The organism is Rhizobium sp. CFBP 13644, from assembly GCF_014842165.1.
Taxonomy (GTDB): Bacteria; Pseudomonadota; Alphaproteobacteria; order Rhizobiales; family Rhizobiaceae; genus Agrobacterium; species Agrobacterium tumefaciens_C.
The window spans coordinates 202,882-214,916 of sequence record NZ_JACYVF010000004.1 but is presented as its reverse complement, the minus strand read 5'-3'; the positions used below and the strand labels follow the sequence as shown (position 1 = coordinate 214,916).

At 57.5% G+C, this 12,035-nt stretch carries 10 protein-coding genes and 2 riboswitches; of the genes, 3 read left to right on the top strand and 7 right to left on the bottom strand.

All coding sequences use genetic code 11. The features are described 5' to 3' along the window. Positions 1-367 precede the first annotated feature (367 nt). Positions 368-940: a CarD family transcriptional regulator gene (locus IFT53_RS13460; RefSeq protein ID WP_042615545.1), complete on the top strand. Its 573-nt coding sequence runs from the start codon at positions 368-370 to the stop codon at positions 938-940. A gap of 85 nt (positions 941-1,025) precedes the next feature. Here IFT53_RS13460 and IFT53_RS13455 read toward each other — a convergent pair whose 3' ends face one another. The 6 genes from IFT53_RS13455 to IFT53_RS13430 form a co-directional block, all read right to left on the bottom strand. After that, on the bottom strand, positions 1,026-2,504 hold the full coding sequence (locus IFT53_RS13455) for a M48 family metalloprotease (RefSeq protein ID WP_192065504.1): 1,479 nt from the start codon (positions 2,502-2,504) through the stop codon (positions 1,026-1,028). A gap of 320 nt (positions 2,505-2,824) precedes the next feature. After that, complete coding sequence (locus tag IFT53_RS13450; RefSeq protein WP_192065310.1) at positions 2,825-3,541, bottom strand: thiamine ABC transporter ATP-binding protein; 717 nt, start codon at positions 3,539-3,541, stop codon at positions 2,825-2,827. Beyond that, positions 3,538-5,157: a thiamine/thiamine pyrophosphate ABC transporter permease ThiP gene (thiP, locus tag IFT53_RS13445; RefSeq protein WP_192065308.1), complete on the bottom strand. Its 1,620-nt coding sequence runs from the start codon at positions 5,155-5,157 to the stop codon at positions 3,538-3,540. Before thiP ends, IFT53_RS13450 begins: the two co-directional genes overlap by 4 nt. A gap of 18 nt (positions 5,158-5,175) precedes the next feature. Further along, complete coding sequence (thiB, locus tag IFT53_RS13440; protein ID WP_244656325.1) at positions 5,176-6,189, bottom strand: thiamine ABC transporter substrate binding subunit; 1,014 nt, start codon at positions 6,187-6,189, stop codon at positions 5,176-5,178. 38 nt (positions 6,190-6,227) lie between these two features. Continuing rightward, positions 6,228-6,336: riboswitch (TPP riboswitch) on the bottom strand. Between the two features lie 78 nt (positions 6,337-6,414). Further along, the gene (locus IFT53_RS13435) at positions 6,415-8,235 is read right to left on the bottom strand and encodes an ATP-binding cassette domain-containing protein (RefSeq protein WP_192065304.1); all 1,821 of its coding nucleotides are present in this window, start codon (positions 8,233-8,235) and stop codon (positions 6,415-6,417) included. 3 nt (positions 8,236-8,238) lie between these two features. Further along, complete coding sequence (locus IFT53_RS13430) at positions 8,239-8,889, bottom strand: thiamine diphosphokinase (RefSeq protein ID WP_192065302.1); 651 nt, start codon at positions 8,887-8,889, stop codon at positions 8,239-8,241. Between the two features lie 89 nt (positions 8,890-8,978). Next, positions 8,979-9,055, top strand: a riboswitch (SAM riboswitch). A 79-nt stretch (positions 9,056-9,134) separates the two neighbouring features. Between IFT53_RS13430 and metA the strand changes: the two genes are divergently transcribed. Together metA and IFT53_RS13420 are read left to right on the top strand one after the other, a co-directional pair. After that, on the top strand, positions 9,135-10,061 hold the full coding sequence (metA, locus tag IFT53_RS13425) for a homoserine O-acetyltransferase MetA (protein WP_192065301.1): 927 nt from the start codon (positions 9,135-9,137) through the stop codon (positions 10,059-10,061). A 70-nt stretch (positions 10,062-10,131) separates the two neighbouring features. Beyond that, a complete protein-coding gene (locus tag IFT53_RS13420) occupies positions 10,132-11,154 on the top strand; it encodes an aldose epimerase family protein (protein WP_192065299.1) in 1,023 nt (340 codons plus the stop codon). Positions 11,155-11,164: 10 nt separating this feature from the next. Here IFT53_RS13420 and mtgA read toward each other — a convergent pair whose 3' ends face one another. Beyond that, entirely contained in the window at positions 11,165-11,911 is a 747-nt protein-coding gene (gene mtgA / locus IFT53_RS13415; RefSeq protein ID WP_244656321.1) for a monofunctional biosynthetic peptidoglycan transglycosylase, read from the bottom strand. Positions 11,912-12,035 lie beyond the last annotated feature (124 nt).

Sequence of the window (12,035 nt, the reverse complement as noted above, 5' to 3'; positions counted from 1 at the left end):
GTCCTGCGCCGAATCAAAAGGCACCGATTCGCATTTTTCGTCGGTGGCAAAGTGACCCTATTGTGACTCGATAGTCACGGTCGAAGCAAATTATTGATTTCCTCGTATTTTTGTGATAGACCTTAGAAACTGATCCACAGCGTGGCATTTGCGTGCCCAAAAACACCACGAAAGCAACTCATCACTTGCACGCGGTTTCCGTGACATACCGATTGTTTGTGTCAACCTGCGGGTTGCGGGTGGCCTGTCTTTGAGCGCACGTCTGTACCAGTATCAAGTCACTTGACGGTTCCCCCGTCTCATCCGGGCCTGACCGACCCGACCCCCGGAAATCCCGGGTGTATGTAACAGGGAGTTTTTAGAACGAATGACGACCCAGCCAAAAAAATCTCCAGCGCGTCACGGTTTCAAGACCGGCGAAGCGATCGTTTATCCCGCTCATGGTGTCGGTACCATTTCGTCCATTGAGGAACAGGAAGTTGCGGGTATGAAGCTCGAACTGTTCGTCATTGATTTCGAAAAAGACAAGATGCGCCTGAAAGTTCCCGTGGCCAAGGCTGTCAGCATCGGCATGCGCAAGCTGTCCGAAGAAGACTTTGTCGAGCGCGCGTTGAAAGTTGTTCAGGGCAAGGCTCGCGTCAAGCGTACCATGTGGTCGCGCCGTGCGCAGGAATATGATGCAAAGATCAATTCCGGCGACCTGATCGCCATCGCAGAAGTGGTTCGTGACCTTTACCGTGCGGAAAATCAGCCGGAGCAGTCATATTCCGAGCGCCAGCTTTATGAAGCTGCTCTTGATCGCATGGCCCGCGAAATTGCTGCTGTGAACAAGATGTCTGAAACGGAAGCCGTTCGTCTGGTTGAGGTCAATCTCAACAAGGGACCAAAGCGCGGCAAGGCGATTGACGAAGAAGACGCTCAGGAAGAAGAAGCCGCTTAAGCGTTTATCTTCCATTCTACAGACCCGGCCTTTGAATTAGACCTGCTCCGCATTGGAAACAGGTTCAATTCAAAGGCCGGGTTTTTTATTCGGCGATGATCTTCACTCGCTCGCCGGGCTGGATCGCCGCTGTTGCGCTCATGGCGTTCAGCACCCGGAAGAGTTCCACCTTCCTGTCGGTGCCCATCATGCGCCCAGCGATGGACGCAATCGTGTCGCCCGGCTTGGTGGTGATAACGCGCACGCGCAGAGGTTTAAGGGCAGAAATTTCAGCCGGTGTCATCTTGCGAAACGTCGTGCGCAACACATTGGCCACGCTATCGAGCTGCGCGCTGCCCTTAGGCACTGCGGTCAGGAAGCGGAAAATCTGCTGTCCGACCCGGATCACGGTGACATCGAAATCCCATTTATCTGCGGTGGCGCGCGCCGTTGCTGCTGGCAATCCGTTGATTTCCGTTTCACGCACGGTTTCAGGCACCAGACCCGCGACCCAGCCGCTGGTCAGATAATTGGCAAGGCTCGTCTGCTTGGGATCGGCCACACCATCGAAACGGATCGCCATTTCGCCGGGACCGGTGGCAAGCACCGCCTCGACCTTGTTGTCGATCTGGAAGCCTTCGGGAACATCGAAGCGAATTCCGAGAGTGCCATGCAGGAACGTGTTGCCACGCACATATCCTTCCTGGGGACTATCGCCGTAAAGAAGCCCGTCTATGCCATTGAGGAACCAGTCACGACCCTTATCGCCAACCTGTCCTTCCTGCCCGAAGGCGCGAGCATGGCGCTTGGCCAGCTCGATGCGCTGCGGAGTGTTAGGGTGGCTCGACAGGAAGTCGAGGCTCTGATCGCTGTCGGGATCTGCCGATGAGAAGCGCGCATAGGCCGCCATGGAATCGAGGAAGCGAGGCGACGCATAGGGATCGTAACCGGCCTCGCCCAGCATGCGTACGCCTATAACATCGGCTTGCAATTCCTGCTGGCGGGAAAAGGCTGCGAGGCGCAACTTGCCACGCGCAAGTGCCTGTTTTCCGGCCAGATCGCTGGACAAGACTTCCGCAACCACACGGCTGGCAATGACCTCGGCCTCTTCGCGGCGCTGGCGCTCAATGCCATGATTGGCAGTCACATGGCCCATCTCGTGCGACAGCACGGCTGCGACTTCCGAAGCATCATTGGCAAGTGCCAGAAGCCCGCGCGTCACATAGAGATAGCCACCCGGCAGCGCAAATGCGTTGATGGCGGGAGAGTTCAGAATGGTGATGCGATAGGACTGCTGCGGATTTTCCGAGACTGCCGTCAGCGCACCCGCAATGCGGGCCACGAGGCGTTCAGTCTTATCGTCGTGATATTCGCCGCCATAGCTTGCCACGATGCGCGGATGCTCACGCGCACCCATCTGGGCACGCGGATCGTCCTTTTGAACCTGCTCCACGGTCTGCGGATTGTCAGATGGCTTGAGCGTTGACTGGTAGGACGAGCTGAAGAGAGACTGGCACGCCGACAGCACGAAGCCGGCGGCCGCCAATGCCAGCGTGCGCTTGACCAGCCTGCCTGTCTTCCGCATCTTCTGACTGGAGGTGTGGCCCCGCAGAGCCTTCACACACGTCATCATCCTGCCTGTCTGCTCCAAACGTTCCTGATCATCCGTTAAAGTGCAGACCAGTATGCCATATTAGCCCTAGGGGCATGTGAATGCGCAAACAATCGAAATGATCCGCCATTTGCAAATATATTATCAGATCGCTTGTTTGCATCACTTCTCAAGCAGTTGTGAATGAATCGCAACTGCAAAATTTGCGCATCGACCGTGTTATTTTGCAAGGCTTGACAGTGACCCGCGTCGAAATTGTGACGCGGCATAACCGCGAATGCTGAGCGACAATCTCACGCCGCCAGAAATATCCTGATTGGCTCAAGATGGGTTGCGGCAAAAAACGCGTCAACACTGCCTTCAAACAGCACCTGACCGTGATGAAGAAACACAACCGCATCTGCCAGTTTGCTTATATCATCAGGGTTGTGCGTCACCAGAAGAACGGTGTTGCCCAGTTCCTTATGCAGCGCCCGCAGCAGGCTTCCCATGCCGGCGCGAAGGCCGGGATCGAGTGCCGCAAACGGCTCATCCAGAGCCATGATGCTGCGACGGCGCACCAGGGCTCTGGCCAGCGCCGCCCTTTGCCGCTCGCCGCCAGACATGGTCGAAGGCAGGCGTCTTTCAAAACCGGCAAGCCCGACGCGCTCAAGCGCCTTGCTGATCACGACCTTGTCAGCGGCACCCAGCTTCAGGGATGAATTGATGCCCAATCCAACATTTGTGAAGATATCCAGATGGGCAAAGAGATTGTTGTCCTGAAAAACCACGGAGACTGGCCGTTGCGAGGGATCAAGCCCGCGCATATCCTGTCCCTCGATCAGCAACTTCCCGCGATCCGGCGCTTCAAAGCCCGCAACGAGATTGAGGAGCGTGGACTTCCCCGATCCAGACGGACCGACAATGGCTGTCACCTCGCCGCGCGCAAAGCGGCAATCCAGCGCAAAATTCTGCTGGCCGAGCGTAAGCTCGATCTTCTCAAGGCTGACAGCAATATCGTGCAGGGTCATGCGATGGCTTTCGCTGGCTGACGGGAAACGCCCCCGGCGGCGAGGACGAGGCAGATGACGCCCAAGATGAAGGCGTAACCCGCCGCATCATTGGTCCGGTAACTGCCCATATTGCTATAGACCAGCCAGGGCAATGTCGTGAAGTTTTCCGAGCCGAACAGGGCAACAGCACCGAGATCGCCGAGCGAAAGCGCCATGGCGAATGAAAATGCCGTCGCAACCGGTCTCCATAGAACCGGCCATTCAACAAGGCGAAGCCGGGACAGACCTGATATCCCGAGACTGGCAGCCAATCGCCCACTGCGGGTCTGATGGGCGATGTATGCAGGTTCCAGCACCCGCATCACGAATGGCAGCGCCATCAGCATGTTGATGATGGAGACAAGGATAGGCGCAAATGTCGAGACATCGCCCAGCGGTCGCAACAGCAGAAACCAGCCACTCCCCAGAACGACCGGAGGCACGAGCAGCACCAGGGCCGATCCGGCACCCATGGCTGTAAACAAGACCCGAAGCGGTCCAGCCGGTCGTCTTTGCCCAGCGATAGCCTGACGGGCGCGCACAAGTGCGACCGAAATGAGAATGGCAAGAGACGCGGACTGGAGCGCGATCAGCAGGCTGGTGATCGCAGCCTTGAGGAATGCGCTTGCAAGCAGCAGCCGCGAAAGATCCGCGGTCAGTCCAGATGCTGCGACCGCGCAGAGAGGCAATGCGACCAAAACCATGGCAAGCATGATCATCGATCCATCCCACAGACGCGCCGTCCACCTGTCGCTATCGAAGCGTCGCACGGCTTTCGCCTGCGTCAAGGCTTCCGCATCGGCAGAGGGTAAACGCGCCAGCAGCGCAAGCAGCACGCTGGTCATGATGATCTGCATCAGGGAAAGCGAAATGGCGCGGGGTGGATCGAAATCAAAACGCAGCGCCTGATAGATGGCGACCTCGATCGTGGTTGCCGCAGGCCCACCCCCCAGCAACAAAACGAGTGTGAAGCTCGTGGCGCAGAGCATGAAGATCAGACCGGCCACGCCCGGGATGAGACGCGCAATGGCCGGCCATTCCACGAAGCGAAACGTCGAGAGTGGACCAAAACTCAGGCTGGCAGCGATGCGCCAATATTCCCCCGGAACCCGCTCAAGCCCGGCCAGAAAGAACCGTACCGCCAGCGGCAAATTGAAAAACACATGGGCAATCAGAATACCGGACAGACCATAGATGCTGAAAGGCTGCTCTGCGCCAGCCGCCATGAAGACCGTGTTGAATATCCCTTGCCTGCCCCAGATGGCGATAATCCCCAGCGCACCGACAATCACCGGAAGTCCCATCGGCACCGCCATGAGCCGGATGATCCAGATGCGGCCGGGAAAATCCCGCTGTCGCGCCAGCGCCAGCGCCACTGGCAGGCCGAGAGCTATCGACAAGACGGTGGAAAGCGTTGCTTGCCAGAGAGTGAAGCGCAATATGCGCAGCGTATAGACATCCAGCACCTCAGCGGACGCTGTGTCGGCATCAAACGAGAGGAGCGCCGCGACGGCAAGGCCCATGAACAAAAGAACGGCAACAAATGCCACCGTTCCACTGACAATAAACCTTCGACGTTCAACGCGCTCGATCATGATGAAGAGCGATCCGTCTTACTTGACGCTCATCGCAGCCAGCCATTCATCGATCCAGGCCTTGCGGTTTTTAGCAACCTCTTCGGGGGACATCAAAAACGTTTTGGCAGGCTGAACGAGCTTAAAAAATGCCTCCGGCAAGGGGGCGGATGTGGCCGCAACCGGCATCATCCAGTTGTTTTCCGGAATGGCGTCCTGAAAGCCCGGCTTCAGCATGAAAGCGAAAAACTGCTTGGCCAGCGCCTTTTCCGGCGCATTCTTCAACATGCCCGCAACTTCGATCTGGATATAGTGACCCTCTTCGAAACTGGCAGCCTGATAGCGATCCGTCTTTTCCGAAACCATGTGATAGGCGGGAGACGTGGTGTAGGAAAGCACCATCGGCACCTCTCCCTTGGTAAACAGGCCATAGGATTCAGACCAGCCCGGCGTCACCGTCAGTACGCGGTTTTTGAGCTTCGCCCAAGCCTCCGGCGCCTTGTCTCCATAAACAGACTTGACCCAGAGAAGCAGCCCGAGACCGGGAGTGGATGTCCGCGGATCCTGGATTGCGATCTTCTGCGAGGGATCGCCCTCTACCAATTCCTCAAGGCTTTTCGGCGGGTTCTTCAGTGTCTGCGTATCGTAGACGACAGCGAAATGACCGTAATCATAGGGCACGAAGACGTCGTCCTTAAACCCACCCGGCACCTTGGCCTCAGACGTATCGACACCTGAAGCCTCGAACAATCCCGTCTGGCGGGCTTCCGCCACGAGATTGGTATCCAGACCCAACACCACATCTGCACTGGAGCCTGCGCCTTCAAGCTTCAGCCGGTTGAGCAAAGCCACACCATCGGCCACGCCGACGAAGTTGATTGTGCAATTGCACGTCTCTTCGAAGGACGCCTTGACCTTGGGACCGGGGCCCCACTCGGAAACAAAGCTCTCATAGGTGTAGACCGTCAGCACCTTCTTGTCTTGCGCATGGGCGAAACCGGGCAATGCAAAAGACGCGGCAACAAGACTATGAATGAACAGACGACGCATCAGACAACCTCCTCGAATGGACGAACGGGAAAGTGGCGTCTGGATGGAAGCCGTCTAATCCCTCCGCCGGTGTTAACCGGATCAGGTTCTTCGGGTTGGCAAATGCCTCTCAGCCCTGTCTGATCAGACAAAGCACCCCGTTAGATCTGGGCAAAGATGTAATTGGTTGCTGTGGTATTGGCAAGATGCAGGTGCGACACCCGCGTCTGCGGGTGCGGATCGCGTCGATTACCCTTCCATTTCCTCGCGCAGCATTTCAAGCTCCAACCACTCTTCTTCCATGGCCTCAAGCTTTTCACGAAGCTTCGACATTTCGTCGGCCAGCGTGTTGAAGGCTGTGGGGTTCTTGGCAAATAGCTGCGGATCGGCCATGCGCTCTTCGCGCTTGGCAATTTCGGCCTGCGCCTTTTCCATTTCCTTGGGCAGATTTTCCAGCGCGAACTTCTGCTTGAAGGAGAGCTTCAATTTCGCCTTGCCGGTGTCACCGGATGATGAGGCGGATGCTTTGCTCTTTTCCTGCTTCTCCGCCTTCTTCTTCTCGTCAGACGCGCCCTTGCGCTGCGCCATCATATCCGAGTAGCCACCGGCATATTCAATCCACCGGCCATCTGGCGCTTCGGGATTGGCAGGCGCAATCGTCGATGTAACGGTGCGATCGAGAAAGTCGCGGTCATGGCTGACAAGGATGACCGTTCCGGAAAAGCCGGCAACGATTTCCTGCAGCAGATCCAGCGTTTCAATATCGAGATCGTTGGTCGGCTCGTCGAGGATCAGAAGGTTAGTCGGCTTTGCCAGAATGCGCGCTAGCATCAGACGCGCGCGCTCGCCACCCGAAAGCCTGCGGATGGGCGTGCGGGCCTGTTCAGGCTGGAACAGAAAATCCTTCATATAGCCGGTGACGTGCTTCACCTCACCATTGACCAGCAGGTTCTCGCCCCGCCCATCGGTCAGGTAGTGAGCGAGCGTGTCCTCGAGGTTGAGGTCCTCGCGCTTCTGGTCGAGCGTGGCAATTTCCAGCTTGGTGCCAAGCTTGACGGTGCCGCTATCCGGCTCCAGCTGACCCGTCAACATCTTCAAAAGCGTCGTCTTGCCCGCACCGTTCGGTCCCACGAAGCCAATGCAATCGCCACGATGGACGCGCAGGGAAAATGGTGCAACGATGGTGCGATCGCCATAGGATTTTGTAATCGCGTCAGCCTCGACCACCAGCTTGCCGGACTCGCGCCCTTCAGCGGCAGTTGCCTGCACGGTACCCTGCGGGCCGTTGTGACCGCGATAGGCGGCGCGCATATCGCGCAACTCTCCCACGCGGCGCATATTGCGCTTGCGCCGGGCGGTCACGCCGTAGCGCATCCAGTGTTCTTCGCGCTCGATGGCTTTGCCGAGCTTGTGCTGTTCCAGCTCTTCTTCTTCCAGCACCTTGTCACGCCATTCCTCGAAATGGGCGAAGCCCCGGCTGAGACGGCGCGACTGGCCGCGATCCAGCCAGACGGTGGCTGTGGAGACCTTTTCGAGAAAGCGACGGTCATGGGAAATCAGAACGAGCGCGCTGCGCGTCTGCTGCAACTCGCCTTCCAACCATTCGATGGTTGGCAGGTCGAGATGGTTGGTCGGCTCATCGAGCATCAAAATGTCGGGCTCCGGCGCCATGACGCGCACCAGTGCGGCGCGTCGCGCTTCGCCGCCGGACAGGCTGGATGGACGCTCAAGCCCCGTCAGCCCCAAATGTTCCAGAAGATAGGTCACGCGGTAGGCGTCATCGCCCGGCCCCAACCCGGCTTCGGCATAGGCCTGCACCGTCTCAAAACCTTCAAAATCCGGTGCCTGTTCCAGATAGCGGATGGTGGCGGACGGGTGCCGGAACACCTCCCCGGACTGCGCCTCGACCAGACCGGCTGCAATTTTCATAAGCGTGGATTTGCCAGAGCCGTTGCGGCCGACGAGGCAGATGCGATCTCCGGGCTCAACTTGCAGGTTTGCACCATCCAGCAGCGGATTAACGCCAAAGGTCAGCTTGATATCATCGAGTTTTAAAATAGGGGGTGCCACGTTTCAGGCTCCGGTCAAGTCATAGGGACGGGCAAGCACAATGGCTTTGCCGCTTTCAAGGCGAAGCCGCAAAGCGCCCTCCGCCACATTGGAAATAGTGCGCGACGAGCCGAAGGCAAGCGCAAAGTCTTCAAGAGGATAGCGTGCATTGTCGATATCCAGCCCCTCCAGCGCGGTAAAACCTGCAATGGAGAACAGGGAACGGGCAGGCAGATCGATGGAGAGGTCACCGCTAAGCAGAGGATAGGCTTCCTCCGTCCCCGATGTCAGGATGACGTCAAAACCGCGCTCTGCCAGTGACACGGCGTAAAGCAGGTGAAACAGCGCATGATCGGATCTTTCGCCAGCCAGAGCACCGACCAGAACCAGCCGGTTTGCGCCACGAGACAGGGCCTCAGAAACAGCAATCTCGCCATCCGTCACGCCCTTTGCAGCCGGAAACGGCTGTTGCGGGACATTTTGCCATTGGGACATCAGATCGGCATCGGACGAATCGAAATCGCCGACCCATAGCTCCGGCGTCAGCCCCAGCGGGGCGGCGTGGCGCATACCGCTATCTGCCGCAATCGCACGCGTACCGGCCACCGCCTTTTGCAAGCGATCCGTGACGGTGATGTTTCCGCCAAGCAGAATGGTGAAGGGTGCCGAACTCATGCCCTGCCATAGCCCGGAACGGGCCTATAAGGAAAGGCACAAACGCGGACAGGGCTGCGATATTGATTTTTAAGCCAGACAGGATTATGACACCTGCCAGTGGTGATTTGCCGACCGGCTTGCGGCCACTTTAAAGAAGTTGCTAAATGGTCGAGGAAATAGGCAATTTCCGAGGACCGGCTGCGATTTCGTTGCCGGTTTTTTTGTTTTCTAGGCCTGCGCTGCCAGGAAAGTGAGAGTTCGAGATGCCGATCAAGATACCCGATACGCTTCCCGCCTTCGAAACCCTCGTGCAAGAGGGCGTGAGGGTGATGACGGAAACGGCGGCGATCCGTCAGGATATCCGCCCGCTTCAGATCGGCCTCCTCAATCTCATGCCGAACAAGATCAAGACCGAAATTCAGATGGCGCGGTTGGTGGGTGCATCCCCGCTTCAGGTGCAGCTGTCGCTCGTGCGCATTGGCGGACACCGCGCCAAGAACACGCCGGAAGAACATCTCCTCTCCTTTTACGAAACATGGGAGGAGGTCCGTCACCGCAAGTTCGATGGCTTCATCATCACCGGCGCGCCAGTGGAAACGCTGAACTACGAGGACGTGACCTATTGGAACGAGATGCGTCAAATCCTGGATTGGACGCAGACCAATGTTCACTCCACGCTCAATGTGTGCTGGGGCGCGATGGCGGCCATCTACCACTTCCACGGCATTCCCAAGCATGAGCTGAAGGAAAAGGCATTCGGGGTGTTCCGCCACCGCAACCTGTGCCCTTCATCCATCTATCTCAGCGGCTTCTCCGATGATTTTCAGGTGCCCGTCTCCCGCTGGACGGAGGTTCGCCGTGCAGACATCGAAAAGCACCCCGATCTGGAAATCCTGATGGAGTCAGAGGAAATGGGCGTCTGCCTTGTGCATGAGCGCAAGGGCAAGCGTCTCTATATGTTCAACCATGTCGAATATGATTCCACATCACTGTCGGAAGAATATTTCCGTGATGTGAATGCGGGGGTGCCCATCAAGGTGCCGCATAATTACTTCCCGCATAATGATCCTGATCTGACGCCGCTGAACCGCTGGCGCAGCCATGCCCATCTGTTTTTCGGCAACTGGATCAACGAGATCTATCAGACGACGCCATATGATCTGGCAGATATCGGTAGTGACAAACCATAATTCTGCAATTGCGCGGGCGTTGAAAATAAAGCAACGTCCGGCCCTGTTGATGGATCGGGAGAGTGACACGATGAGCGAAGCTGGCGCACGGGAAGATTTTGGTTTCACCGCCAAGGGTGAGAAGGTCGAGCGTGTCACGATTTCCGCAGGCGGCCTGACGGCGAAGGTCATGACCTGGGGCGCAGTCATTCAGGACCTGCGTCTTGATGGGCACCAGCCCGCACTGGTGCTGGGTTTCGACAATTTCGACGACTACCCGAAATACTCTTCCTATTTTGGTGCAACGCCGGGCCGCAATGCCAACCGCATCGGCGATGGCAAATTCAAGATCGATGGAACGGCCTATCAGCTGGAACTCAATGAAAAGGGCGTCACGCACCTCCACGGCGGCAGCGACAATATCGGCAAGCGCAACTGGATGATCATGGAGCATGGGCAGAACCATGTCGTGCTGCAGATTGTCGATCCCGATGGCCGCGCGGGCTATTCCGGCAATTGCACCGTGCGCGCCACCTACACCATCCGCGATGGCGGCGTGCTATCGGTTGTCTACGAAACAACAACCGACCATCCGACCATCGCCAATGTCTGCCAGCACACCTATTTCAATCTGGATGGCGCTGAAACCGCATTGGGGCATGAAATAGCGATCGCCGCCGACCACTATTTGCCGACGGATGAGCGCCAGATACCGACGGGCGAAATCCGCGCCGTTGATGGCACCGAATTCGACCTTCGCTCATCCTTGCCCATGAAGCATATGAAGGATGGCGAGCAGGTTCTTTACGACCACAATTTCTGCCTGTCGCCGGAACGTGTCGCCAAGCGACATGTCGCACGGGTTTACGCGCCCGCCTCCAATATCACGCTGGACGTGGCAACGACGGAACCCGGTGTGCAACTCTATTCAGGCTTCAAGCTGAATGCGGCTGTGCCGGGGCTGGATGGTCGTCACTACGGACCCTTTGCCGGTTTTTGCCTGGAAACCCAGATATGGCCGGATGCCGTCAACCATGACGGTTTTCCAAACGGCATTCTGCGCCCCGGCGAGACGCTGGTGCAGGAAACCGACTATATTTTCAAGAAAGGCTGAGCGGTTTAGTTCAGTCCAGCACGCAGCCGACATAAGCGCCCGAACCGCGGGCGCGCCTTTCGATCAGCCCGGCCAGCCTTTGCATGCCCCGGCCGGGTTTGCTGGCAACGCGATCAATCGGATTGGGCAGCGAGACCGCAAGAAGCGCTGCCTGTCTCGCGCTCAGTTTCGACGCGGAGACCTTGAAGTGGTGCTGGGAAGCCGCCTCGATGCCGTAAATGCCCGGCCCCCACTCCGCGACATTGAGATAAATCTCCATCATCCGCCTTTTTGACCAGATGAAGTCCGACACCACGGCCAGCGGCAATTCCAGCCCCTTGCGCAAAAAGGAACGACCGTTCCATAAAAACAGGTTCTTTGCGGTCTGCATGGGTATGGTGCTGGCGCCGCGTGTGGATTCGCCCTCAAGCGCGCTGCTCACCACCGTCTGCATCTGATTCCAGTCCACGCCGCCATGGGAACAGAACTGCCCATCTTCCGACATCATCACGGATTGCACGAGGCGTGGCGAGATCTTCTCGAGCGGCACCCAGCGGCGATCATAGCCCTGAAACGTGACAAGTTCAGCCAGCATGAGTGTGGAAACGGGACGCACAAACGGCAGCGCATAAAGCGGAATGAGAAGATAGGGCAAAACAAGCAAGGCGAGGATAACAAGAAGGACGCGTCTCACCAGGTTTCGAATATCCACCTTCGGTTTACTCCCGCTTTCATCAAGCGTTTCATCGTCCGTCTCGATATCCGGCGTGCTACTCAAAAAACTGCCCCCACTTGGCGTCCCCCATTTGGCTGCCGCTTGGAGCCTTTCATATTCCGCATACACCATCAAGGCGAGTCACGATAACGAAGTTCCCCGGTGCCCCACAAAAATGATTGCCAGC